Genomic DNA, 24,808 nt, shown 5'->3' with positions numbered 1-24,808 from the left:
ACGGGTGGCGGCCACCGGCAGGGTTCACGAGACCGGGATGCAGACCTCGGTCACGTACTGGGCCGGGTCGTCGGTCTGCGCCGGACCGACCAGGTAGCGGTTGTACATCGGTCCGGCGATGGTCAGTCCCTCGGCATCCAGGTGGGTGCCCAGCTCATCCACCGCGGCACCGATGAGGTCGTACGGCCCTTTCACCAGGGCGACGGCGACCCGCTGCTCCGGCACGTCGCAGGTGGTGAGCGGGGCCGTCGCCGTCGCATCGGGCTGGACCGCGACCCAGACCTCGACGTCCACGTCGACCTCCTTGTACTCGGGGTCGTGGAAGGTGGCCCCGCACGGCCCGTCGGCAAGGGGCAGGTGCTGGTTCATCACCTCGGTCATGAGCTGGTCCCAGGCCTGCCCCTCGTCCTGGTAGGTGGGGATGATGGTGCGCAGGGCGACGACGCGGTGCGCAGGATGGATGGTGGTGGTGAGTTCGGCCATGATGGTCCTCCCTTGTGTGATGGAGATGAGTTGGTCGATCCGAGCGAGGCGCAGCTCAGCGGCCCGGGCCTCGGTCACGAGGTGCTCGCGTTGCACCACCAGCGCCCGCCGGAGCAGTTCCGGTTCCCGGCGCAGTGGGAGCAGGGCGGCGATGGCGGAGACGGAGAAGCCCACGTCGCGCAGCTGACGGATGAGCAGCGCGTCGGCCACCTGGTCCGGCGCGTAGAACCGGTACCCGGTGAACTCGTCGATGCTCGCCGGGCTCAGGACGCCGTGGGCGTCGTAGTGCCGGAGCATGCGCACGGACAACCGGGTCAGGGTGGAGAACTCCCCGATGCGGAGCAGTCTGGTCTCGGCCATGACCCCACTGTGGACCCTGCCACCGTGTGAGGGTCAACCGTCGGGGCACATTCTCTTGCTCGGCGGCCTCGGCAGGGCGCACCCGCGGGCATCCTCGACGCACTTTCTCACCCCAACCACTGTGCACGAATCGCCGTTCTACTTGCTCGAACCCCCTTGTGAAACGTTCCAAAATCGAGCAGAACGGCGATTCGTGCCGTGTGGCGCGGGGCTGTCCGCCCTCGCCCCCGCGGCCGGGCGCGGCCCGGTACGGTTGCGCCATGAGTCCTTGGCGCAACCGTCTCAGCTTCGGGCTGGGGACCCTCGGGCGGGACATGTCAGCGGCGCTGGTGAGCCTCTACCTCATGTACTACCTCACCGACGTGGCCCACATCCCGGCGACGGCGACCGCCGCGGTCACCGTCGTGCTGGTGGTGATGCGGATCTTCGACGCCCTCAACGATCCCGTCATGGGACTGATCGTGGACAACACCCGCTCCCGATGGGGCAAGTTCAAGCCGTGGATCGCGTTCGGCGGGGCGCTGTGGGCGGCCGCCACCCTGGCGTTGTTCGTCGACACCGGCCTGACGGGGTGGGCCTTCATCGCGTGGTTCACGGTGGTCTACCTGGTGTGGTCGGTGGCCTACACCATCAACGACATCTCGTTCTGGTCGATGCTGCCCGCCCTGTCGCAGGACCTCAGGGAGCGGGAACGGATCGGGGCCATCGCCCGGATCGTCGCCAACCTCGGCCTGTTCAGCGTGGTGGTCACGGTGGTGCCGGCAACCGGCGCGCTCGGTGAGGTGCTCGGGAACCAGCAGCTGGGCTGGCTGGCCTTCGCCGCGATCCTCGTGGTGCTGAAACTGCTGTTCCAGCTCCTGACGCTGGGCTTCACACGCCAGCAGGTCGAGCCGGTCGCGGAGCGCACCAGCTGGCGCGAGGTGGTCACGGTGATCGGGCGCAACGACCAGCTGCTGTGGGTCACGGCCGCGATGTTGTGCTTCATGGCGGGATACATGACGGTGACCAGCCTCGGGATCTACTGGTTCAAGTACGTCCACGGCGACGAGGCGGCGTACTCGATCTTCGCCGCGATCCTGGCGGTCGCCCAGCTGACCGGACTCGCGGTCTTCCCACTGCTGCGCCGCAGGCTCCGCCGTCGCCGGATCCACACCCTGGCGACGGTGCTGTGTCTGGCAGGTCTGCTGGTGTTCTGGTTCGCGGCCTCCTCCATCCACCTGGTGGTGCTGGCCGGGATCCTGCTGTTCAGCGGGCAGGCCTTCATCCAACTGCTCATGCTCATGTTCATCACCGACTGCGTGGAGTACGGCCAGTGGAAGCTCGGGCGACGCAACGAGTCCATCACCCTGGCCGTGCAGCCCTTCATCTACAAGGCCTCCAACGGGCTGGGCACCGGGTTCGTCGGGCTGGCCCTGCTGCTGTCCGGGATCAGCGGCGGGGACAGGGTGGACGTCACCGTCTTCCAGACCGTGATGCTCGGCGTCCCGATGCTGCTCATCGTCGCCTCCTGGTTCATCCTCAAGGGACACCGTCTGGACGAGGCCCGCTTCGCCGAGATCGTCGCGGAGTTGGAGGCTCGGTGACGCTGTGGAGAAGCGTCCTTGGGCCGCACAGCTGCCCAGAGTGTTGACATGAGTACTCTGCGCTCCCAGTCGCTCGTGGTGCGGCGCGCCGACCCGGAACTGCACCGTCATGTCGATCACCTGGTGGAGGTCGGACACCTGGTGTCCCTGCTCCCCGGGGTCTGTCGCCGGGTGGACGTTCCCGTCGAGCACGTCCTGCTCGCACGGGCCGCCACGTCGTGGAAACCGACGGGTGCCCTGCTGGGCGCGAGTGCGGCTGCGTTGACATGGTGGCCTGACCTCGAGCCGAGGGTGGTGGACTTCTTGGCGCGTCCCACGGGACTGGCTCAGGTGTCGCAGGCTGCGCGTACCGGAGCAGCTCCTCCGACGTGTGGGGGGATGCGCGGGTTGCCGGTGTGGAGTTGTCGGTGCTCGGGATGATCGCCGATGGGGATGGGGCCGCACTCTGCGAGGCCCTGCGTCGACGGGTCACCACACAGCCCCGCCTGGAGTCGGCGCTCAGACTGATGCCCGGCTCCCCGGGGGCAACCGATCCGCCGGAAGCTCGTCCTGGCAGCCGAGTACGAACCCTGGTCCCCCCTCGAGCTGAAGGCCCATCAGATGCTTCGGGCCGCAGGGGTCCAGAGCTGGAGGAGCAACTACGAGGTGCGGCTGGGAGGGAGGCGGTACTTCGTGGACATCGCCTTCCCCCGGGTGAGCCTGGCCTTCGAGCTCGACGGCTGGGAACACCACCGGCAGCACACGGCCTTCGTGGCGGATCGGGAACGCCAGAACCTGCTCATGAAACGGGGATGGACCGTTCTCCGCCACACCGCCGGCACACTTGACCAACTCGTCGGCGACGTGCGTTCGGTGTTGACGGTGTTCTCTGCCATTTCTCGGCACTGACCCCCTGTCCAGCGACCGAGAATGGCAGAAAACACCATCCGCGCCGAGCAGCTCCGGCACGATGGTGCCCGTGAAACTGGATCACACCGCCACCATCGCCCAGGTCCACGCCCATCCCCTCGGGCGCGACATCATCGACAAGGTCCTGCTGCAGGCCGGCAGGAGCCGCGCCTGGGTCACCAACCCCCTGGTCTCCCGCATGCGGGTCTCGTGGCTGGAACGCTTCCTCGGCGACGGGTTCACCAGCACCCTCCTCGACCTCCTCGCCGACTGCCCCGAGGCCCCACCCCGACGGGGCGGGCCCGTCCAGGCCACCTGGTGGAAACAGGCGGTGTTCTACCAGATCTACCCGCGTTCCTTCGCCGACAGCGACGGCGACGGCATCGGCGACCTCCGCGGCATCATCGACCACCTCGACCACCTGCAGCGTCTCAGCATCGACTGCGTGTGGCTCTCCCCCATCTTCGCCTCCCCCAACAAGGACATGGGCTACGACATCTCCGACTACCGGGCGGTCATGACCGAGATGGGCACCATGGCGGACCTGGAGGAGCTCGTCGAGGCCTGCCACCACCACGGCATGCGCATCATCCTCGACCTGGTGGTCAACCACACCTCCGACGAGCACCCCTGGTTCCGCGACGCCCTCGCGGGTGGCGACCACCGCGACTTCTACTTCCTGCGCGACGGCGAGGACCTCCCGAACAACTGGACCTCCTTCTTCTCCGGACCGGCCTGGCGGAGGATCGGCGACACGTGGGCCCTGCACCTGTTCACCCCCGAGCAGCCCGACCTCAACTGGGAGCACCCGGCGGTGCGCCGTGAGGTCGCCGACATCGTCCGGTTCTGGCTGGACAAGGGAGTCGACGGTTTCCGGCTGGACGTCATCAACTACATCTCCAAACGCGACGGCCTGCCCGACGGCAACCCCAGGGTCGGGCAGCTCATGGGTTTCACCGGGGTGGAGCACTACTTCCACGGCCCCCGTCTCCACGACCACCTGGCCTGGCTCCGGCAGGCGGCCTTCACCCGCGACGACGTCGCGCCCGGCACCGAGGCGCCGGGAGGTGACGCCCGCCCGGTGATGATCGGGGAGGGGCCCGGGGTCGGCGTCGAGACCGCACGGCTGCTCACCCACACCACCCGTGACGAGCTGGATCTCGTGTTCAGCTTCGACCACCTGGAGACCCCGGGGCACGTCCGCTGGGACGACTACGCCTACGACCTCAACTTCCTCAAGCGTTACTGGATCGACTACCAGTCCCGCCTGGACGCCGGGGACTGGCAGGCGTTGTTCTTCGAGAACCACGACAACCCCCGCATGATCTCGAAGGTGAACCCCGATCCCCGGTTCCGCACCGCCCTGGGCAAGGCCCTGGCGACGCTGCTGCTCACGATGCGCGGCACCCCGTTCATCTTCCAGGGGCAGGAGATCGGGGCCGTCAACCAGGCCTTCCCCGACGCCTCGGCCCTGCGCGACGTCGAGTCGCTCAACCTCCTCGACGCGGAGGGTCCCGGCGCCTGGCCGAAGGTGCTGGCCGGTTCCCGCGACCACGCGCGGGTCCCGATGCGGTGGCGACGTGGCCCGGGGCTGGGGTTCACCACCGGCACCCCGTGGCTGTCCGGTTCCGAGGAGTCCGTCGGCCACACCGTCGAGGAACAGGAGCAGGACCCCGGGTCGGTGCTGCGGTTCCACCAGGACCTGATCCGGCTGCGTCGTGAGCATGCGACGTTGCGGCTGGGCTCGATCCGGTTCATCGACGTCGGGGTCCGCGACTACTTCGCCTGGTTCCGCGAGCACGAGGACGAGCGCTGGTTCATCGAGGTGAACCTCTCACCCCATGAACTGCGGCGCAGACACCGGGACCGACCGCTCGAGGTGGTCCTCGGCACCGCCTGCGACCGGAGCGGGCCGATGCGCCCCTACGAGGCGCTGGTGTGCCGGGTGACACCAAAAAGTTGACACCTCCGGACATTCGCGAATTTCCTTTCCGGCCACTGAAGGGCTACGTTATGGTTGGCCGAAAGTTCAGTAGGCCACCCCCAAACCACACCTGACTTTCGGAGGAAGAGTGATGCGCACCCCCAACCGCGCCGTTCCTCGGTATGTCCTCGCCGCGATGATGGCCGCTGCCATGCTGTTCAGCGCCCTCGTCTCCCCGCAGGCACGCGCCGACGAATACGACCCCGGCTACCCCAAGCTCGGGACATCCCAGGAGCTGTACTACGGCCACTACCTGGATCGTGACGGCAAGCCGTACTCCACCCAGCTGCTCGCGGTCCACGCCAAGGCCGGCGCCAAGCCGTTCTACGCCTACTGCGTCGAACTGGACGTCCCAGCCAGGTGGGGTACCGACCTGCAGCAGGTCGGCTGGGACCAGTTCCCCGGCACCAACAACTTCAAGACCGACGCGAACGTCCGCGCGAAGGTGAGCTGGATCGTCCAGCGCAGCTACCCGCAGTCCTCGCTGGAGGAGATCACGAAGGCCGCTGACGTCCCTGGTCTCACCGAGAAGGAGGCCGTCACCGCCACCCAGTCGGCGATCTGGAACCTGACCAACGGTTTCAAGTGGAACGGCAAGCTGTGGGATCACTACGGCCAGGCCCCCGACACCGACGCCGCTCGTCAGCAGCGTGTGAAGAAGCTCTACGACTACCTGCTCGGTCCCGCGAACACCGGTCTGCAGGAGTCCGCCGGCCCGGCCCTGACCATCAAGGCCCCGGAGCAGGCCGGGGAGGCCGGCGCCAAGGTCGGCCCGATCCTGATCGAGTCCACCGCCGCCACCGTCAAGCTGGAGGGCGAACTGCCCTACCCGCTGGTGACCGCTGACGGCAAGGCCGTCGACGCCAACGCCGCTCCGGTCGGTCAGGAGCTCTTCCTCGACGTCCCGGCCGACGCCCCGGCCGGCGAGGTCAAGCTGACCTCCTCCCTGTTCGGCCACGCCAACGCCGGGCAGCTGCTGATCGGCAAGGGCAAGCGCACCCAGACCATCATCCTGGTCCACTCCACCCCGAAGAAGGTGGACGCCGAGGTGAAGCTGATGTGGAATGCCAAGCCGACGCCGCCCGCTCCCAGCACGCCTGCCCCGAGCACCCCGGCTCCCAGCACGCCTGCCCCGAGCACCCCGGCTCCCAGCACGCCTGCCCCGAGCACCCCGGCTCCGAGCACGCCCGCTCCCAGCACGCCCGCTCCGAGCACCCCGGCTCCCAGTACCCCGGCTCCGACCACCCCGAAGCCGAATGTGCCGGCCCCCAGTGCCCCAGCGAAGCCCGGCCTTCCCAAGACCGGCTTCTGATCCCCTCCCCTCAAGCGAGGCCCGCACGGATGATTCCGTGCGGGCCTCGTGATGTTCCGTAGTCTTGTGCCATGAAGATCGGCTGCCACGTTGACCTCGACTCCGCGACCTCCCGGGCCTCGGCCGTCGGAGCGGACATCGCCCAGATCACCCTGGGCGATCCGCAGTCCTGGAAGAAACCTGTTCCGCCCGAGGGCCTGCGTGAGGCGGCTGCCGACGCCGGGATCGGGTTGTACGTCCACGCCGCCTACGTCATCAACGTCGCCTCCAGCAACAACCGCATCCGCATCCCCTCCCGCAAGCTCCTCCAGCAGACCATCGACGCCGCCGCCGAGCTCGGTGCCGCAGGCGTGATCGTCCACGGTGGGCACGTCACCGCGGGTGAGGAGCAGCAGCTGGGCTACGACAACTGGCGCAAGTGCGTCGACGCCCTCGATGCCAAGGTGCCGGTCCTGATCGAGAACACCGCTGGCGGGAAGAAGGCGATGATGCGTCACCTCGAGTCCGTGCAGGCCCTCTGGGACACCCTCTCCGGCTCCGAGAACCTCGACCGGATCGGCCTGTGCCTCGACACCTGCCACGCCCATGCCGCAGGACTCGACCTCAGCACCGTCGTCCAGGACCTGCGGGCCATCACGGGGCGGATCGACCTGGTCCACTGCAACGACTCGGCGGATGCCCCGGGCTCCGGCCGCGACCGCCACGTCCCTTGGGGACAGGGCCTCATCGACGAGGGGACGCTGCTCGCGCTGCTCCGCGACGCCGACGCGCCCGTGATCCTGGAGACCCCCACCGAGCACCACGCCGACGAGATCGCCTGGTTGCGCGACCACCTCGACGGTTGATCGGGCCGATGTCCCCACGACGCTTGGCGCGACGGTGTTGAATGGTCACATGACGAGTTCCCCGATCATCACACTGAACGACGGCGTCCAGATCCCCCAGCTCGGTCTGGGCACCTGGCAGATGACCGACGACGAGGCCACCGCCTCCGTGCTCAAGGCGCTGGAGGTGGGATACCGCCACATCGACGGGGCCGCGATCTACCGCAACGAGGTGGGTGTCGGCAAGGCCATCAAGGAGTCCGGCCTGCCCCGCGAGGAGATCTTCCTCACCACGAAACTGTGGAACGCGGTGCAGGGCCGTGAGCTGGCGCGTGCCGGGCTGGAGCGTTCCCTGGAGAAGCTCGACCAGGACCACGTCGACCTCTACCTCATCCACTGGCCCTGCCCCGCCAAGAACCTCTACGTCGAGACCTGGGAGCAGCTCATCGACTTCCGCTCCGAGGGTCTGGTGAGGTCCATCGGCGTGTGCAACTTCCTGCCCGACCACCTGGATGCCATCGTCGACGAGACCGGCATCACCCCGTCGGTCAACCAGATCGAGCTGCACCCGACCTTCCAGCCCGATGACCTCATCACCCACTGCGCCGATCTCGGCATCACCATCGAGAGCTGGTCCCCGCTCGGCCAGGCCCAGGACCTGGAGCACCCGACGGTGGTGGGGATCGCGGAGCGGCTGGGCGCGACCCCGGCCCAGGTCGTGATCCGCTGGCACATGGACCGTGGTTTCGTCGTCATCCCGAAGTCGAGGACCCCGGAGCGGATCGTCGCCAACTTCGAGGCCCTGGACCTCACCCTGACGGCCGAGGACCGGGCGGCCATCGACGCGTTGAACGTCGACAACCGCATCGGCCCCGACCCGGCGACCCTCAACGAGTGAGTCAGACCGCCTGGAGCTCGGCGTCCAGGCGCCGCAGGGGTGGTGCCGGTCCCACGGACCACCCCTGCGGACCTGCAGGTGTCAGGAACCGTGTCCGCAGGCTTCGGCTCGCCGGCCTGGCCGGGATCCCGGCCAGGTTCACACTGATGCTGAACCCCTGCGGCCCACAGCTGAAGGTCAGGATGTCGTCACGGCCGGTGGTGTCCACCTCCCGCAGCGGGGTGTGCAGCCCCAGGCCGGTCCGTTTGACGGTGGCCTCCTTGCGGGTCCACAACGCGCTCATGTCGTCCAGCGCCCGCAGGTGTTCACCCAGGGCCATCTCGCCGGGTGCTGCCATGTAGGTGAACAGCTCCGGGTCGAAGGGCACCCTCCCGGAGATGTCCACCCCGACCGGAACCGGGGACAGCACGCAGGCACACAACGCCCGGTCGTGGGACCAGTTGAAGTGCAGGCCGACATCCGCACCGAAATCCGGCTTGCCGAACCGGCCCACGTCGATCCTCGGCAGCGGACCACCACGACGCTCCGCCCACAGGTGCTGCAGCTGCGCGAACACCACGATGCTCGACGAGCGGTCGACCGCGCGCTCGTACCGGTCACTTCGCTCACGTCGCTCTGCCGGGAGTGCGGCGCGCAGGCAGCGCAGGGTCCTCAGGTCGAGCCGTGAGGCATCCGTGATCACCAGGTCGACCATCATGGCCTGTCCACCACCACGCAGGTGTTGTGGCCGCCGAAACCCAGGGACAAGGAGATGGCACGTTCCAGTTCCGTGTGTCGGGAAGCACCCGTGACCACGTCGACCCTGATCCCGGGATCGAGTTCCGTGGTGCCGACGGTGGCAGGCACCTCACCACGGGTCAGGGCCAGGACGCAGGCGATCATCTCGATCGCCCCTGCCGCCCCCATCAGGTGCCCCGTCATGGACTTCGTGGAGGTCACCGGAGTCGTCTCGTCGAACTCCGCAGCGATGGCCCGGGACTCGACCAGATCGTTCCTGACGGTCCCCGTGCCGTGGGCATTGACATGTGTGACCCCCGAGGTCGGGCCTGCCTCGGCCAAGGCGTCGGAGATGGCCCGCCGGATCGCCTCGGCGTCCTCCGCCGGAGCTGTGATGTGGTGGGCGTCCGTGGTGCTGCCGTACCCCGTCAGGCGGGCCAGGACCCGCGCTCCGCGAGCGCGTGCGTGATCCTCACGTTCCACCACGACGGCCGCTGCCCCCTCACCCATCACGAAACCACCCCGGTCCTTGTCGAAGGGCAGTGACGCACGGTCAGGATCATCCGCCAGGGACAGCGCCCTGAGGTTCTGGAACCCGGCCATGACCGGGACCCTGCCCATCATCTCCGCACCGCCACACACCAGGGCATCAGCATAACCGTGACGGATCGCCCGCAGTCCCTCCCCGATGCTCATGGTGCTCGAGGCACAGGCGGACACGTGGGACAGCGACGGCCCCTTGGTCCCCAACTCGAATGGCGGCCACCCCCGACAGCATGTTCCCCACCCATTTCGGGATCAGCATGGGTGAGACCCGGCGTGACCCTGCGGTGCGGTGGGTCTCGAACTCGTCACAGACGGTGGAGACCCCTCCGAGCCCCGGGGCCATGTGGACCCCGAGACGGTAGGGGTCCACGTGGCCGAGCAGACCGGCGGAGGCCACCGCCTCCCGGACCGCCACGAGGCCGAAGGTCACGTACGGGTCCTGGCGTCGCAGCTCCAAGGAGGAGAAGTGGTCCTCCGGGACGAACCCGGAGACAGGCGCGTAGACCTGGACAGCCAGATCCTGGCGCTGCTCCTCGGTGAGCCGGACGATGCCGTGGCTGCCCCGGAACAGGTTCTCCTCGAACCGTTCCACCCCGACCCCGAGCGGGCTCACGGCCCCCCATGCCGGTGATGACGACGTCGTGCATGGCAGGTCTCCTCAGACACCGGCCATCCGGGAGGCATCCTCGAGACAGTCGAAGAGGTCCTGCACGGTGGTGACCTGGTCGTTGAACTGGACACTTCGGCCGAGCTCCTCCTCGACCCTCATCGCGAACTCGAAGACACCGATGGAGTCGACACCGATCTCGGCGAGGTTGTCGGAGAACTGCAGGGTCTCCGGGGTACGGATGGTGAAGTCGGCCAGTGCGTTGCGGAAAGCAAGTTCAGTCATGTCGGTTTCTCCTGTGGTGGTGTCGGTGTGGGATCGTCCAGGGTGTGTCGATCCGCCCGTCCACGACTCCGGTCGGGGACGGTTCAGGTGGTCGGTGGGTTCAGAATCCGTGGTCTCTCAGCCAGGTCAGCAGGTCGTCCTCCCTCCTGACCGCCTCGGCGGGATGCCAACGTCCCATCCGGAGTGAGTCGACGAGACGGCCGTCACGCAGGTAGACCACACGATCCGCGCGGGCCGCGCAGGCCGGGTCGTGGGTGACCATCACGATGGTGCGCCCCTCCTCGTGGATGCCGGAGAGGGCATCCATCACCTCGAGGGTCATGGAGCTGTTGAGGGCTCCCGTCGGCTCGTCGGCGAACACGATGGCCGGTTCCCCCGCGAGTGCCCGACAGATCGAGGCCCGCTGCAGCTGACCACCCGAGACCTCCGTGATGCCGTGCCGTGCGATGTGACCGATGCCGAACCGGTCCAGCAGCGCATCCACCCGGGAGACCACGGTGTGGCTCCTCCTCGGATCCGCCTTGAGGGCCGGCAGCAGGACGTTGTCACGGATGTTCAGGTTGGGCAGGAAGTAGGCCTGCTGGAACACGAACCCCATCCGGGTCAGACGTACCCGGCTCATCTCCTGGTCGCCCAGGCCCGTGAGATCACGCCCTTCCAGGCTCACCGACCCGGTGGTGGGCCGGTCCATGCCACTGATGTTGTAGAGCAGGGTGGACTTCCCCGACCCCGAGGCCCCCATGATGACGACGAACTCGCCCCGCTCGACACTCAGGTCGATGCCGTGCAGGACCTTCGTCGGAGGGTCGGTGCTCCGGTAGGTCTTCGTGATCCCGGTGCATTCGAGAGTGATCTGGGACATCTGGATCTCCTAACTGTTGAGCCATTCGCTGGTTTCACCGCGGCGCAGCCCGGCGGTGACGAGGACGGCCGCGAGAAGACCGACCGCCACGAGGATCAGGGGGTGGCCGACCAGGACGATCCACGGCTGGGTGATGAACCGCAGGCGGGCCAGGCCGAGACCGGAGGCCGAGACGAGGGCGCTGACGACGGCCTCACCGAGACTCGCCGCGAGGAGCGTGCCGAGCAGGGTTCCGACGGTGACGGTGACCAGGGTCTTGAAGATCACCTGGGAGATCAGCTCCCGTCGGGAGAACCCGAGCGCGGCGAGCACCCCCATCCGGCTGCGTTCCCGGGTGAGCCGCAGCTTCAGGAACAACCCGGTGATGAGCCCTGCCACCACGAGCCCGAAGACGAAGGACAGCCAGGCGGCACTGCGGAACGCATCGGTGATCCCGGACAGGGTCTGGGTCACGTATTCCTGCATCGGGACGATGCTGGCCCTGTCGAACCGGCTGCCGTACTCCTGGCTGATCACCGCTGGATCGGTTCCCGGGGTCACGTCCGCATAGATGACGTGGCTGACGGCGTCGGCCGGGGCCTGCCCCTGCATCTTGGCGGTGCGGCCACCACTGGTGACGTCCTGGTAGATCCCGGACACCTCGAGGGTGGTCTCCTGCCCCGCGAGACGCACCGGCAGGGCATCACCCACCGCCACCTCGTGATGGTTGGCGTTCAGCACCGACAGCGCGATCTGACCCTCGGCAGGACGCTGCCCGGAGAGGAACTCGACGGTGTCGCCGGAGTGGTCCCCGACCTCCACACGCAGGCTCTCCCAGCCCTCCGGGCCCCGGGCCTCGTGCAGGACGTTGCCGAAGACCCGGATGTCATCGAGTCGTGGATCGGTGCGCATCGCAGCCACCATGTCGTCGCGCACGGTCCCGACCTCGTCGAAGAACTGCAGGTCGGCGCGCACGTCGGCGAGCGGAGCACCCATGTAGGTCACGAACCGCGGGCTGGAGAAGGTGGAGAGCAGGTTCATCGGGAGGATGAGCAGCAACGCGGTCAGGCAGAACACCGCGGGGATCAGCAGCCACTGCCTCAGCTCGGCACGGAGGTCGATCCACGACAACCGCTGCGGGATGCTCCCGCGTCCACGGCTCAACCGGGCGCGACGCGCCTGCCTCGCCGCACGGGCGGCCCGCCTGGCGGTCTGCTTCTCGTCCAGCGTGCTGCCCTGCACCAGGGCGCCGACCACCTCGATGCGCCGCACCCCCCGCAGGATGCCGCGACAGATGCCGACCACCAGCAGGTACACCAGCACCAGGGCGACGACGGGGACCAGCACCGTCGCCGGACCCGGATCAGGGTTGGAGTAGTTCTTGGTGATGCCCTGTGAGAGGAAGGAGGTGGCCACGACCCCCAGCAGCCCGCCGAGGACGCAGGCGGTCAACGCCATGAGGCTGAACTTGCCGAGGTACAGCCCCGTGACGGCCCTCGCGGGGAGACCGATGGCACGCATGACACCGATCTGGCGCACCTCGTCCTCCATCGTGCCCGTGATGACGAACCGGAGGTTGATCAGCGCGATGACCACCAGCAGCAGGCTGGCGAACACCAGCGCGATCGCGACCAGCCCGTCACTGAACGCGTTGACGAGCCGGATCATGTCGAAGGTCACGGCCTGACCGTTGCGGGGCAGGGAGTCGTCGGCCTCGTAGGCGGTCTGGAGCCCGGTGATCTCGGAGGTGTCCGTGACCCGGTACTCCACGATGATCTCGGGAGCACCGCCCCCGGCCTCGGTCAGCTCGGCGAAGTCGTGCTCCGAGATGACGAAGCGGGTGGCCGACGACAGCGACGAGGCCATCTGGGCGTCCCGGACGAAACCGGCGACGGTGAAGGATGTCACCTTGCTGCCGGTCTGGACCTGGAGGAGATCCCCGACCCGCAGCTTGAACCGGTCCTCGTAGGCGACGGGGACGTACACGTCACCGTCGGCCGGCTGGACGGCCCTGTCCTCGGCGTCGAGCAGGAAGTCGAAGGACTCGTTCTGGGTGACGAAGAGGTTGTCGATGAGACTCTCCGCGAAACTGCCCGATTCCCCCGTGCCGGGGCGGGACCAGGTCAGCGCCGCCGAGTCGTAGCCGATCATCTCCTCGATCAACCAGGAGTCGATCTCGGGATGGTCGGCGGCGAAACGCTCCAGCGCCGCCTGGTCGTGTTCCCCGGTGTGCATCTGCAGGAAGTGCGGTGGCCTGGCCTCGTCGAACAGCTTGTCGATGCCGCCGACGAGGCGTTCCATCACCATGCTCCCGGTGGCCATGAGGAAGGCGCTCAGCACCAGGATGACCAGCAGGGCGAGGTTCACCCCCCCAGTTGCGCACCAGGTCGTTGCGGAAGTACCGCAGGTACAGTCTTTCCTTCATGAGAGGCTCCAGACTCCCGGGATCAGAAGCGACAGCCACGTGAGGGCGACGTGGTAGATCACGTCGAGCACGATGTTGCCGATCTCCACCCAATCAGTTGTGCCGGTCTCCCGGCGTTTTCGCACAACTTCCCGGGTGTGGGTCCACAGCCCACTGACGCCGTAGATGTACAGCGTGACCAGGGCGGCCGCCCAGAAGTTGCCCTGGAACCAGATGGTCATCACACCGATGACACCGAGCCCCAGCTGTTGGAAGCCGTACTTGATCTGCCACGGGCTGGTGGGCCAGCCCAGCTTCTTCGCCGTCGTCCTCGGTGTGAGGACGTTGATGGTGAACCCCAGCACCGCGACGATGCCGTGGGTCACGACGAACTGGTGCAGCAGCAGGGTGTGGCTGACGGTGACGCCGTCCGTGGGGAAGCCCATGACGGCCAGGTGCACCACAGCGGTGAGCACACCCATCCCGATGATGGCCAGGATCCACATGTCAGCTCCTCTCGTTCCGGTCCGTGGTCAGGGTGTCCTGGAGCGCGCGCACGCTCCGGGCGCGGGAAATCAGGGCGGCGATGCCGACCAGCAGGACCCCGACGATCATGAAGAGGAACCCGATGCCCCGGGACTCACCGACGCCGATGACGTTCCCCAGGGAGTCCGCCAGCGCCCCGCCGTCACGCAGCAGCGGGTTGAACACGTGGTCGGCCAGGTGACCGGAGATCCCGTAGGCGGCCACGTAGCCGAGCTGGGAGATCAGTCCCATGAGCCCCCAGATCTTGCCCTGGGTGTCGTTCGGGATGGCGGACCTCACCAGGACCTCGACGGCGGTGTTGAGGGGCGGCAGGACCAGGAAGAACCCGAAGGCCATCACCCCGATCGCGAGCACGTTGGGGATGGCGCCCATGAAGAACACCACCACACCACCACCGACCAGGGACCACGCGAGCCACCCGATCCACGAGCCCTTCATGTTGAACACCCCGATGACCAGACTGGCCACGACCATGCCGATGGCGGCGACGGAGCGGACGATGCCGAGGGTGGTCTCGTCCGACAGGTCGAGCACCATCGGGGTGAGCAGGGTCTGCAGGAAACCCATGCAGAAGGTGACGAGCGTGAGGAGCAGCATCAGCGTCATGATCCCGGGGCTGTTGCCGAGGAATCGGCATCCCTGGTGGAAGTCGGCCCAGAAACCGTTGTCCGCGACCGGCCGGGGGGTCTTGACGGTGCGCCACACCAGCACCATGGCGCTGGTGGTGACCACCATCGTCGCGACGTCGATGGTGACCACGACGGTGATGTCGTGGGTGGCCATGATGAGACCGGCGACAGCAGGTGAGATCAGGTACTGGGACGCGGCCGCCAGCTGGACCAGGCCACCGGCGCGGGCGTACTGCTCGGGGGTGAGCAGATCGGTCACCGTCGCGCGGTAGGCCGGGTCCATCACGGAGCTGAACACGGAACTCACCGCGGCGCACAGACAGAGCACCGGGACCGAGGCGGTACCCGTGTGGAATGCCAGCAGCATGCCCACCAGGCCGAGCGCCGACAGGGAGTCCCCGAGGATCATGAGCAGCCGCCGGTCGAACCGGTCCGCCAGCACCCCGCCGAGGGGACCGAGCAGCAGTGCAGGCAGGAACGCCGCCATGGTCACGAGCGCAACCGACGTCGTCAGTCCGGACTGCTGGTAGACGTGGACGCCGAGCCCGAACGCGGTGAGTCCGTTGCCGATCCGGGCCACCAGTTGGGCCACCCAGATGATCATGAAGGCACGGAACTTCTTGGCGGTCACGTCGTCATCGGGTGTGGGTGATGAGGGCATCTCAGCTGTGGCGGCCCGCTGGGGGGCCAAGGTGTCGTGGCTCACGAGCCTTCCTTTCAGGTCGAAGTTGGTGGGACATCACAGGGTGTTGAGGATCCGGCTGAGCGATATCGCCCTGATGCTGCATGACTCACGCACGACACCTGTCACCTCGTTTCCTCGTGGTGAGTGCCATGGGCAGCAGGTTTTCGGTCACGAGGATGCGCTCCTTGGACAGCGCCACGACCAGTGGCGAGACTGACGAAATCCTGACTCGGAGCCCGAGTCATATGACATTCAGCTGCCTCCAGGGCATCCTTTTTCAGGACAGTTCGCTGTACCCCTGCGCAACTCACAGGACTTGACGGTGAAGACTGTTTCGATGTCTCCCGTTCAAGAACTGATCCCCGGAGAACACGCTCAAGAATTCAGCAGAATCATCTCCTGGATGCAGCCTCTGTTCAGTTCTCGTTGTCGAGTATTGGTCAGCGGATCCAGGTGACCAGTTTCTCTGCACCCGACAGTACGGAAGACGACATCGGGGGTCAACGCCGTCACCCCCAAAGTTGACTCGACGCTGAGCGCACCTCGGGATCACGTGGCCAGGCCGGGTCACCCGCCCCTGTGCAGGGGCACCTTCACGTCGGTCACCCATGTGGCATCCTGGGCGCCGAACGCGCAGGTGCCGCCGAGCATGCCCACACGTTGGCGTATGCCGACCAGGCCGTCGCCCCCACCCCCACTCTTGCGGAGCCCACCTTCTCCCAGGGCGTTGACGGTGCGGATGCAGGCGTATCCCTCCTGCTCGAAGACCTCGACGCTGCACACACCGGGAGCACCGTGCCACACGATGTTGGTCACGAGCTCCCCGAGCAGCCGGGACAGGGTGTGTTCCTCCTCGTGGGACAGCTCGTCGACATCGATCTCGAACCTCGTCTGGGCATGGTACCCACTGTCCCCCAGGGCACTGCGGACCTGATTCCACTGCTGCGTCAGGGAGTGCCCGACCGGGCTTCCCAGGGACATGAAGTCCTGATCCACGGCACGCAGCGCAGCCATTGCGGCACGCAGTTCCTGGGCTGCACGTCTCGAGAGCTCCAGCGTCTCGGTCACCTGGGGGGCGAGATCCTGGTGCAGGAGGGGGTCCTCGACCAGCTCCTCCAGGTTCATCAGCACCAGGGTCTGGGTCTGGGCGACGCTGTCATGGAGTTCACTGGCCATGAGCAGTCGGGTGGAGCGCAGCACCTGCTCGCTCTCGACCCGCATCTCCACCTCGGAGTCCAACCTGCGCCCCATGAACCAGCCCGCACCCGCGGCAAACCCTGAGACCAGTGCGACTGACACGATGTTGGTGGCCAGGTCCTCACTGCCGTGGCGGACCCACCAGGAGATCATCTCGACGACGGGGTAACCCACGGCCAGCCACCACATGCCTGCACGACGATGAAAGAACCAGTTGCGGACCAGCAGGGTACCGCACAGGTTCATGAGCCCCGAGGGCACCGACAGCACCGTCGAGCCGATGTAGTACCCGAGACCGAGCACCAGTGCCGCCCAAGGCCTCCGGGGCAGGACACACATCGCCGCGAGCATGACCAGCATCACGGCAAGGTGGGCTGGCGACAGCTTCCCCCAGGCGGCCTGCAGGGCGACGAAGAGCAGAAGGCATCCTGCCACCGGCTCCATGGGCACCTTCCGAGGCCATGCGAGGCTCTGGAGGATCCCCTTGACCGTCATGGGGTCATGCTACCCAGCGCCACGTGACGGTTGATGGGAGACCACGGGGCACCACAGACTCCAAAATGGTCGCGAACCGCCGAAAAACCGACGATTCGCGACCGGTCACCGGAATTCCCACACCGACACCGCGATCCCGGAAAGCATGAAGGGCCAAACAGTGACCACGGAGATCATTCACGCCCCCGACACAAGCCCCCGACACAACTCGTGACGACGGAGCACGTTCGAGGCAACTTTGGGTGATCGCGTCCCTGACCGGTCCCACCGGGTCAGTAGATTGGCAGCATGAGCAACACTGAGATCCGCGTGCTCGTGGCAGAGGATCACGACCAGGTGCGGGCACGCATCCAACGGATCGTGGATGCCATGCCCGGCATCACCGTCGTCGGGAACGCCGCCAACGGTCTCACCGCCGTCTCGGCGGCGAAACGCCTCGAACCCGACGTGATCCTGATGGACATCAGCATGCCGATCCTCAACGGCATCGACGCCAGTAGGCAGATCGTCGACCTCGGCCTGCCCTCCCGCATCATCGCCCTCACCTCCCTGGAGGACGACGCGACGTTCCACGAGGCCCTGCGTGCCGGTGTGGCCGGGTTCCTGCTCAAGACCAGTTCCCGGGGCGAGATCATGCACGCCATCCAGCAGGTCCATGCCGGGGAGTCGATGCTCTCACCCAGCCTCATCACCCGCGTGCTGGCGCACTACGAGCCGCCACACCGCCCGTCGAAGGTCATCACCGACCTGCCCGACAAGGACCGCGAACTGCTGCGACTCATCGCGCGCGGCCTCAGCAACACCGAACTGGCCGAGCACCTGGGCCTGTCCCCCGCGACGGTGAAGAGCTACGTCTCACGCCTGCTCGGCAAGCTGGGGGCCCGTGACCGCGCACAGCTGGTGATCCTGGCCTACGAGAACGGGCTCAGGGAATGATCGGCAGTGCCCCACGCACGGCCCCGATGCGCGCCGGATCGATGTCGACGATGGCCAGCTCGGGCCCTTCACCGAGTTCCAGCAGCACCCAACCGGACGGGTCGACCACCATGGAGTGACCGATCCCCGTCGGCACCCCGTCCCGGTCCCCCTCGGCCGCGGCCTGGTCGACGGCGATCACGAAGGACGTCGAGTCCATGGCCCTGGCCGTCGCCAACGTGCGCCACTGGTGCAGTTTCCCCGGTCCGGGTGCCCACGAGGCACACACCACCATGATTCCGGCGCCCCGGCTCGCGAGCTCCAGGAAGTGGGTGGGGAACCGGATGTCGTAGCAGATGCCGAGCCCGAACCGTTGCCCCAGGACATCGACGTCGACCAGCCGGTCGCCGGGCGCGATGCCGTCGGACTCGCGCTGACCGAGGGCGTCGAAGAGATGGATCTTGTCGTAGCTGTCCTCGGCCTGGCCGGTCACCAGCAGGGTGTTGTGGATCCTGCCATCCGCTGCCGTGGTGAACATTCCCACGACGACCGTGACCTTGAGCTCGGCGGCGGCATCACGCACCGCCGTCGCCCACGCCCCGTCGAGAGGTTCCGCCACCTCCGCGCCGGGTCGCAGGAAGGAGCACATCATCGCCTCGGGCAGGACGACCACGTGACTCCCCCTGCGGGATGCCTCCCGCAGGGCATCGACGACCTGGTCGAGGTTCTGCAGGGGATCGGTCGTGGCCCGTAGCTGGGCAAGGGCGATACGCACCCTTCCACTCTGGCCGGAGGCGCACGGTTGTGCAAGGCCGACACCGTCCCACTGGACTACCCTTCCCCCATGAGGATCGCTGTCATCGGGTGTGGGTATCTCGGGGCCGTGCATGCCGCGTGCATGACGGAGATCGGGCACGACGTCACAGGGATCGACGTCGACCAGGGAAAGGTGGAGCGGCTGGCCCGGGGCGAGGCCCCGTTCCACGAGCCCGGCTTCCCCGAGGTCCTGGCGCGGGGTGTCGCCAGCGGGAAACTGCGCTTCACCACCGATCCCCGGGCGCTGGCCGATCGGGAGCTGATCTTCATCGGGGTCGGCACCCCCCAGCTCACCGGTCGCCTCGGCGCGGATCTCAGCTTCGTCGACGCGGCCGTCGAGGCGATCCTCGAGCACGTCGAACCGACGGGGGACGAACCCGTGCTGGTCGTCGGCAAGTCGACGGTCCCGGTCGGCACCGCTGAACGTCTCGCCGCCCGGCTCCGGGCCTCGGGCAAGGACCTCGCCCTGGTGTGGAACCCCGAGTTCCTGCGCGAGGGCCACGCGGTGCGAGACACCCTGCATCCCGACCGGCTGGTCTACGGTCTGCCGGACGACCGCGAGGCCGGGCTGCGGGCCAAGGCCATCCTCGACCGGTGCTACGCCCCCATCATCGCGGCCGGAACCCCGGTGGTCGTCGCGAACCACCCCACCGCGGAGCTGGTGAAGGTGGCGGCCAACTCGTTCCTGGCCACGAAGATCTCCTTCATCAACGCGATGGCGGAACTGTGCGACGCCACCGGGGGTGACGTCACCCGCCTGGCCGAGGCCATCGGGTACGACGACCGGATCGGTGCGAAGTTCCTCCAGGCCGGCATCGGATTCGGGGGTGGCTGCCTGCCGAAGGACATCCGGGCCTTCATGGCGCGTGCCGGGGAGCTGGGGGTGGACGAGGCCCTCGCCTTCCTCCGCGAGGTGGACGCGATCAACCTCAGGCGTCGAGATCATGCCGTCTCTTTGGCCGAGGAGGCGGTCGGTGGGCGACTCGCCGGGCGCGTCGTCGCCGTGCTGGGGGTGACCTTCAAACCCGACACCGACGACCTGCGTGACTCCCCGGCCCTCGACATCACGTCCCGGTTGCTGGCCCGAGGAGCCGAGGTCCGTGTCGTCGATCCGGCCGCGGGTCCTGAGCTGCGACGGCGGGGACTCGGACTCAGGATCTGCGACACCGTGGCGGAAGCCCTTGTCAATGCCGATGTGGTGATGGTCCTCACCCCGTGGCGGGAGTTCCTGGAGCTCGATCCCCACGCGTGTCTCGAGCACGTCGGGCAGCCGGTCATCATCGACGGCAGGAATGTCCTCGAACCTCGTCGCTGGCAGGAGGCCGGGTGGGACTACCACGGTATGGGACGTGGTGTCCCCATCTGGTGAGGGTTCCTGCAACCCCCGAAAACACGGGCGTTTCGCCGCGTCGGAGCTTGACATGGACCACGATTCGCTCAAATATGATGAAGACCTCACGATTAAGGAGACAATCAATGACCAAGCGTGAACTCATCCAGGCCATTGCCGCCAAGGCCGGCCTCACCAATGCCCAGGCCGAGGCCGCCATCGACGCCTTCGGTGAAGTCATCACCGAAGCCCTCGTCGCCGACAAGAAGGTGCAGTTGCCCGGTGTCTTCACCGCCACCACCACCCAGCGCGCCGCCCGTGAGGGCCGCAACCCCGCCACCGGCAAGGCCATGACCATCCCGGCCCGCCGCGTCGCGAAGTTCTCCCCGGCCACCGCGCTGCGCAACGCTCTCTGAGCCCGAGACCCACGACGAAGGCGCCGGATCCCGCGGGATCCGGCGCCTTCGCGTCGCGTTCAGCGCACGTCGATGAACTGGTTCGACGCGGCGGACTCGATCATCGCCTCGCAGACCTGCACCACCTTCGCCCCCTGCTCCAGGGTGACGATGTCGGCGGGTTTGCCCAGCACCGCGTCGCGGAACGTCTCGTGCTCTGTGCGCAACGGCTCGGGCTTGGCGATCGCGAACCGCGTCACGTCGCCCTCGGTGACACCGCGGAACTGCGCGATGTCATCCCACGTGGTCTCCACCCGACCGTTGGCGTAGAAGGTCAGGTCGGCGGTCAGGGTGTCCGCGACGAACATGCCCTTCTCACCGGTCACGATGGTCAGGCGCTCCTTGGTGGGCGTCAACCAGTTGACCAGGTGGTTCGACATGAGACCACCCGTGAGCTGGCAGGTGGCCGAGACCATGTCCTCGTACTCGCGTCCCGCCTTGAACATGGTGCGGGCGGCCACCAGCTCGAAGTCACGCTGCGTGACCCACGCCGTGAGGTCGATGTCGTGGCTGGCAAGGTCCTTGATCACACCGACGTCCGCGATGCGGGCCGGGAACGGTCCCTGGCGCCTCGTCGTGATCTGGTACAGGTCCCCCAGCTCCCCCGCCTCGAGACGACGGCGCAGCTCCTGCAACGCCGGGTTGTAGCGTTCGATGTGGCCGACGGCACCGATCAGCCCCTTGTCCGCGAACGCCCCGACGAGCTTCTGGGCGGCCTCGACCGTCTTCGCGAGGGGCTTCTCGATGAGAGCGTGGACACCTGCCTCCGCCAGCTTGAGACCGATCTCCTCGTGGTACATCGTCGGGGCCGCGACCACCACGTAGTCGAGTCCCTCGGACAGCAGACCGTCGACGTCGGGGTGCAGCGGCAGCCCGGAGGCCACGCCGTGCGGGTCCCCCTGGGCGTCGGCGACCGCGACCAGGTCGACACCGTCGATGGCCTTCAGGTTGCGGGCGTGGTGGCGTCCCATCATTCCCAGGCCGATGAGGCCGGCACGCAGGTTGCTCATCACGCACCTGCCTTCACGACGGTGTTGACGGCCTCGACGATGCGCTCCAGGTCCGCCCGGCTGAGCGACGGGTGCACCGGCAGCGACAGGCACTCCTTCGCGGCACGCTCGGTCTCCGGCAGCTCGAGGGGCACCTGGAACGGCTTCAGTCGGTGGTTCGGGACGGGGTAGAACATCCCGGAGCCCACCTGGTGCTCCTCCTTCAACGCCTTCGCCACGCCGTCGCGGTCCTCCGGCACCCGGATCGTGTACTGGTGGTAGACGTGCACGGCACCGTCGGCGACCGGCGGCGGGGTGACCCCGGCCAGGTTCGCGGTGAGGAAGGCGGCGTTGTCCTGCCGCTGCCGGGTCCAGCCGTCCACCTTGGTCAGCTGCACCCGTCCGATGGCGGCATGGATGTCGGTCATGCGGTTGTTCAGGCCGACGACCTCGTTGTGGTACTGCTGCAGCATCCCCTGGTTGCGGTACAACCGCATGCTGCGCTCGATCGTCTCGTCGGCGCAGGAGACCATGCCGCCCTCACCGGAGGTCATGTTCTTCGTCGGGTACAGCGAGAACATCGCGAACTCCCCGAAGGCACCGACGGGGGTGCCGTTGAGCGATGCGCCGTGCGCCTGGGCCGCGTCCTCGAACAGCTTGAGGCCGTGCTTGTCGGCGATGGCCCGCAGCGCGTCCATCTTCGCCGGGTGACCGTACAGGTGCACCGGCATGATGGCCCGGGTCCGCTCGGTGACGGCGGCCTCGACGGAGGCCGGGTCCAGGGTGAAGTCGTCGGCCGCGATGTCCGCGAAGACGGGGGTGGCCCCGGTCAGCGCGACGGAGTTGGCGGTGGCGGCGAAGGTGAACGACGGGACGATCACCTCGTCACCCGCGCCGATGCCGCAGGACAGCAGTCCGAGGTGCAGGCCGGAGGTGCCGGAGTTGACGGCCACACAGGCCCGCCCCAGCTTGAAGTGCTCGGCGAACTCGGTCTCGAAGGCGGCCACCTCGGGGCCCTGGGCGATCATGCCGGAACGCAGCACCCGATCGACGGCCTCACGTTCCTCGTCGCCGATGATCGGCTTCGCCGGGGGGATGAAGGACAAGGACATCATGCTTCCTTTACGAGGTTGAGGACTTCGCCCACCTGCTCGAACTCGTCGCCGGTGTGCGGGTCACGGAAGGTGTTGGGGCCGGTCTCCTCGAGGGGAAAACCGGAACGACCCACCCACTTGATGCGGCGGGCGGGGACCCCGGCCACCAGGGCGTAGGCGGGGACGTCTGTGGTGACGACGGCGCCTGCTGCCACCGTCGCCCATTCACCGATGGTCACGGGGGCGACGCACACGGCGCGGGCCCCGACGGAGCATCCCCGCTTCAGGGTCACCCCGACCGGTTCCCAGTCGTGGGCGGACTTCGAGGTGCCGTCGGGGTTGATGGCGCGCGGGAAGGTGTCGTTGGTCAGCACCGCGGCGGGGCCGATGAACACCCCGTCCTCCAGGTGCGCAGGCTCGTAGACCAGGGCGTAGTTCTGGATCTTGCAGTTGTCCCCGACGTGGACCCCCGTGCCGATGTAGGCACCGCGTCCGACGATGACGTTCTCGCCGAGCTCGGCACCGGAGCGGACCTGGGCCAGGTGCCAGATCGACGAGCCGTCGCCGATCCGGGTGCCGTCGTCCAGGTCGGCCGACGGGAGAATACGGGGTTCTGCCATGGGAATCGCCTCTCGGTTGGGACCTGCGAGGCAGTCTAGCGACCCCCAGCGGCACCGGACCTGTCAGGATCACTCGTTAGGATTCATCGCGACCCCATCAGATGAGACATGGAGAACCATGGACACCCCGATCGAGACCCCGGCCTTCGTCGTCGACGAGGACCTGCTGCTCACCCAGGTACGTTCCTTCCGGGATGCGTTGGCACGAGGCTGGCCGAACTCCACCCTGACCTACTCGGTGAAGACCAACTCGCTGCCGTGGCTGGTGGCGTGGATGGGACGCAACGGCGTCCCCGCCGAGATCGTCTCCGCGGAGGAGTGGGAGCTGGCGCTGCGCACCGGTCACCGGCCCGCCGACATCGTCGTCAACGGGCCGGTGAAGACCCCGGACCTGCTCGCCGCCGCCTTCGACGCCGGGGCCGTGGTGAACCTCGACTCCCGGCGGGAGCTGCGCTGGGTCATCGAACGGGCGGGGCGTGGTGAACGCGTCGACGGCGTGGGGCTGCGCGTGAACTGGGACGTCGACCGGGACGCCCCCGACCACACGGCCTCCGGGGCCGCCGGGCTCAGGTTCGGGTTCCACGTCGACGGCGGGGACCTGGACTCCGCCGTCGAGGAGTTGCGTGCCGCCGGGGTGAGGATCGCCGGGCTGCATCTCCACGTCACCTCCCTGACCCGGGCCCTGGACACCTACGTCTCGGCCGGGCGCACGGCCGCTGGGATCGTCACCCGGCACGCCCTGGAACTGGACTGGCTGGACATGGGGGGCGGGTTCTTCGGCGGCGACTCGGACCGTTTCCCCACCCCCGACGAGTACGTCACCGCCATCCGGGAGGCCGTCGGCGGTGCGGTCGAGCCGGAGCGCACCCGCCTCATCCTGGAGCCGGGCGCCGCCCTGGTGGCGGTGCCGTTCGACCTGCACACCTCGGTGGTCGACTCCAAGCCGGTGCAGGACCACCTCATCGTCGTCACCGACGGCTCCCGGACGAACCTGGACCCGTTCCTGCGCAAGTCGGCCTACGAGCACACCGTCATCTCCGACGGCGCACCGTGCGCGACCCCGCAGGTGATCTCCGGGTTCACGTGCCTCGACAACGACCGCCTGATGACCCTGACGGACGCCCCTCGCCTCGGTGAGGGGGATCGGATCGTGTACCACAAGGTGGGCAGCTACACCATGACCTTCAACCCGTTGTTCATCCAGTACCTGCCGCGGGTCTATGCTCGCCTCCACGACGGCTCCCTCGTCGAGGTGCGCAAGCGGTGGGGCGTCGACGAGTACCTGGCCGGAAACACCTGGTGAAC

25 protein-coding genes are annotated in these 24,808 nt (G+C 67.6%); 11 read left to right on the top strand and 14 right to left on the bottom strand.

Going from position 1 to position 24,808, the window contains the following annotated elements; genetic code table 11:
• Positions 1-24: 24 nt before the first annotated feature.
• Positions 25-843: a MerR family transcriptional regulator gene (locus tag EII34_RS13580; protein ID WP_124845706.1), complete on the bottom strand. Its 819-nt coding sequence runs from the start codon at positions 841-843 to the stop codon at positions 25-27.
• A gap of 260 nt (positions 844-1,103) precedes the next feature.
• On the opposite strand from EII34_RS13580, the gene EII34_RS13575 reads away from it, so the two are divergent.
• The 7 genes from EII34_RS13575 (at position 1,104) to EII34_RS13545 (ending at position 8,332) form a co-directional block, all read left to right on the top strand.
• Positions 1,104-2,426, top strand: coding sequence for a glycoside-pentoside-hexuronide (GPH):cation symporter (locus tag EII34_RS13575; RefSeq protein WP_124845705.1), 1,323 nt, complete (start codon positions 1,104-1,106; stop codon positions 2,424-2,426).
• Between the two features lie 48 nt (positions 2,427-2,474).
• Positions 2,475-2,846, top strand: a complete 372-nt coding sequence (locus tag EII34_RS13570; RefSeq protein ID WP_124845704.1) for a hypothetical protein — start codon at positions 2,475-2,477, stop codon at positions 2,844-2,846.
• A gap of 180 nt (positions 2,847-3,026) precedes the next feature.
• The gene (locus tag EII34_RS13565) at positions 3,027-3,314 is read left to right on the top strand and encodes a DUF559 domain-containing protein (RefSeq protein WP_124845703.1); all 288 of its coding nucleotides are present in this window, start codon (positions 3,027-3,029) and stop codon (positions 3,312-3,314) included.
• Positions 3,315-3,384: 70 nt separating this feature from the next.
• Positions 3,385-5,277, top strand: a complete 1,893-nt coding sequence (locus EII34_RS13560) for a glycoside hydrolase family 13 protein (protein WP_185711346.1) — start codon at positions 3,385-3,387, stop codon at positions 5,275-5,277.
• Between the two features lie 112 nt (positions 5,278-5,389).
• Positions 5,390-6,610: a thioester domain-containing protein gene (locus EII34_RS13555; protein ID WP_124845701.1), complete on the top strand. Its 1,221-nt coding sequence runs from the start codon at positions 5,390-5,392 to the stop codon at positions 6,608-6,610.
• A gap of 71 nt (positions 6,611-6,681) precedes the next feature.
• Positions 6,682-7,455 carry a deoxyribonuclease IV gene (locus EII34_RS13550; RefSeq protein ID WP_124845700.1) on the top strand — a complete coding sequence of 258 codons (774 nt, stop codon included), beginning with the start codon at positions 6,682-6,684 and terminating at the stop codon, positions 7,453-7,455.
• Positions 7,456-7,504: 49 nt separating this feature from the next.
• Positions 7,505-8,332: an aldo/keto reductase gene (locus tag EII34_RS13545; protein WP_124845699.1), complete on the top strand. Its 828-nt coding sequence runs from the start codon at positions 7,505-7,507 to the stop codon at positions 8,330-8,332.
• A gap of 1 nt (position 8,333) precedes the next feature.
• Here the strand turns inward: EII34_RS13545 and EII34_RS13540 are convergent, their stop codons facing one another.
• From EII34_RS13540 to EII34_RS13500, 9 genes are all read right to left on the bottom strand, one after another.
• The gene (locus EII34_RS13540; RefSeq protein ID WP_124845698.1) at positions 8,334-9,029 is read right to left on the bottom strand and encodes a 4'-phosphopantetheinyl transferase family protein; all 696 of its coding nucleotides are present in this window, start codon (positions 9,027-9,029) and stop codon (positions 8,334-8,336) included.
• Positions 9,026-9,745, bottom strand: a complete 720-nt coding sequence (locus EII34_RS13535) for a beta-ketoacyl-[acyl-carrier-protein] synthase family protein (RefSeq protein ID WP_260425164.1) — start codon at positions 9,743-9,745, stop codon at positions 9,026-9,028. Before EII34_RS13535 ends, EII34_RS13540 begins: the two co-directional genes overlap by 4 nt.
• On the bottom strand, positions 9,699-10,208 hold the full coding sequence (locus EII34_RS13530) for a beta-ketoacyl synthase N-terminal-like domain-containing protein (protein ID WP_185711344.1): 510 nt from the start codon (positions 10,206-10,208) through the stop codon (positions 9,699-9,701). Before EII34_RS13530 ends, EII34_RS13535 begins: the two co-directional genes overlap by 47 nt.
• Positions 10,209-10,253: 45 nt before the next feature.
• Complete coding sequence (locus EII34_RS13525; RefSeq protein ID WP_124845695.1) at positions 10,254-10,487, bottom strand: acyl carrier protein; 234 nt, start codon at positions 10,485-10,487, stop codon at positions 10,254-10,256.
• A 100-nt stretch (positions 10,488-10,587) separates the two neighbouring features.
• Entirely contained in the window at positions 10,588-11,349 is a 762-nt protein-coding gene (locus tag EII34_RS13520) for an ABC transporter ATP-binding protein (RefSeq protein WP_124845694.1), read from the bottom strand.
• 9 nt (positions 11,350-11,358) lie between these two features.
• A complete protein-coding gene (locus EII34_RS13515; RefSeq protein ID WP_260425163.1) occupies positions 11,359-13,695 on the bottom strand; it encodes an ABC transporter permease in 2,337 nt (778 codons plus the stop codon).
• A gap of 54 nt (positions 13,696-13,749) precedes the next feature.
• Positions 13,750-14,238, bottom strand: a complete 489-nt coding sequence (locus EII34_RS13510; protein ID WP_124845693.1) for a DUF6790 family protein — start codon at positions 14,236-14,238, stop codon at positions 13,750-13,752.
• 1 nt (position 14,239) lies between these two features.
• Positions 14,240-15,613 (bottom strand): MFS transporter, encoded by a 1,374-nt coding sequence (locus EII34_RS13505; RefSeq protein ID WP_260425162.1) that lies wholly within the window; start codon positions 15,611-15,613, stop codon positions 14,240-14,242.
• A gap of 546 nt (positions 15,614-16,159) precedes the next feature.
• Complete coding sequence (locus EII34_RS13500; RefSeq protein WP_124845692.1) at positions 16,160-17,284, bottom strand: histidine kinase; 1,125 nt, start codon at positions 17,282-17,284, stop codon at positions 16,160-16,162.
• 288 nt (positions 17,285-17,572) lie between these two features.
• Between EII34_RS13500 and EII34_RS13495 the strand changes: the two genes are divergently transcribed.
• Entirely contained in the window at positions 17,573-18,220 is a 648-nt protein-coding gene (locus EII34_RS13495; protein WP_124845691.1) for a response regulator, read from the top strand.
• Here EII34_RS13495 and EII34_RS13490 read toward each other — a convergent pair.
• The gene (locus EII34_RS13490; RefSeq protein WP_124845690.1) at positions 18,210-18,974 is read right to left on the bottom strand and encodes a carbon-nitrogen hydrolase family protein; all 765 of its coding nucleotides are present in this window, start codon (positions 18,972-18,974) and stop codon (positions 18,210-18,212) included. The genes EII34_RS13495 and EII34_RS13490 overlap by 11 nt on opposite strands.
• Positions 18,975-19,043: 69 nt before the next feature.
• Here EII34_RS13490 and EII34_RS13485 point away from each other — a divergent pair, with 69 nt between their 5' ends.
• Both EII34_RS13485 and EII34_RS13480 read left to right on the top strand, forming a co-directional pair.
• The gene (locus tag EII34_RS13485) at positions 19,044-20,384 is read left to right on the top strand and encodes a UDP-glucose dehydrogenase family protein (RefSeq protein WP_124845689.1); all 1,341 of its coding nucleotides are present in this window, start codon (positions 19,044-19,046) and stop codon (positions 20,382-20,384) included.
• Between the two features lie 107 nt (positions 20,385-20,491).
• Positions 20,492-20,761 carry an HU family DNA-binding protein gene (locus tag EII34_RS13480; RefSeq protein WP_124845688.1) on the top strand — a complete coding sequence of 90 codons (270 nt, stop codon included), beginning with the start codon at positions 20,492-20,494 and terminating at the stop codon, positions 20,759-20,761.
• Positions 20,762-20,820: 59 nt separating this feature from the next.
• On the opposite strand, the gene EII34_RS13475 is transcribed toward EII34_RS13480, so the two are convergent.
• Genes EII34_RS13475 through EII34_RS13465 form a run of 3 tightly spaced genes read right to left on the bottom strand, consistent with a single transcriptional unit; the run spans position 20,821 to position 23,503 of the window.
• On the bottom strand, positions 20,821-21,810 hold the full coding sequence (locus EII34_RS13475; RefSeq protein ID WP_124845687.1) for a Gfo/Idh/MocA family protein: 990 nt from the start codon (positions 21,808-21,810) through the stop codon (positions 20,821-20,823).
• Positions 21,810-22,901 carry a DegT/DnrJ/EryC1/StrS family aminotransferase gene (locus EII34_RS13470; protein ID WP_124845686.1) on the bottom strand — a complete coding sequence of 364 codons (1,092 nt, stop codon included), beginning with the start codon at positions 22,899-22,901 and terminating at the stop codon, positions 21,810-21,812. The genes EII34_RS13475 and EII34_RS13470 overlap by 1 nt, the downstream gene beginning before the upstream one ends.
• Positions 22,901-23,503: an acyltransferase gene (locus EII34_RS13465; RefSeq protein WP_124845685.1), complete on the bottom strand. Its 603-nt coding sequence runs from the start codon at positions 23,501-23,503 to the stop codon at positions 22,901-22,903. The genes EII34_RS13470 and EII34_RS13465 overlap by 1 nt, the downstream gene beginning before the upstream one ends.
• A gap of 118 nt (positions 23,504-23,621) precedes the next feature.
• Between EII34_RS13465 and EII34_RS13460 the strand changes: the two genes are divergently transcribed.
• Positions 23,622-24,806 (top strand): type III PLP-dependent enzyme domain-containing protein, encoded by a 1,185-nt coding sequence (locus EII34_RS13460; RefSeq protein WP_124845684.1) that lies wholly within the window; start codon positions 23,622-23,624, stop codon positions 24,804-24,806.
• The last annotated feature ends 2 nt before the right edge of the window (positions 24,807-24,808 follow it).

Origin of the sequence: Arachnia propionica (assembly GCF_003859805.1) — a bacterium.
Taxonomy (GTDB): Bacteria; Actinomycetota; Actinomycetes; order Propionibacteriales; family Propionibacteriaceae; genus Arachnia; species Arachnia propionica_C.
This window is presented reverse-complemented; position numbering and strand designations above follow the sequence as displayed.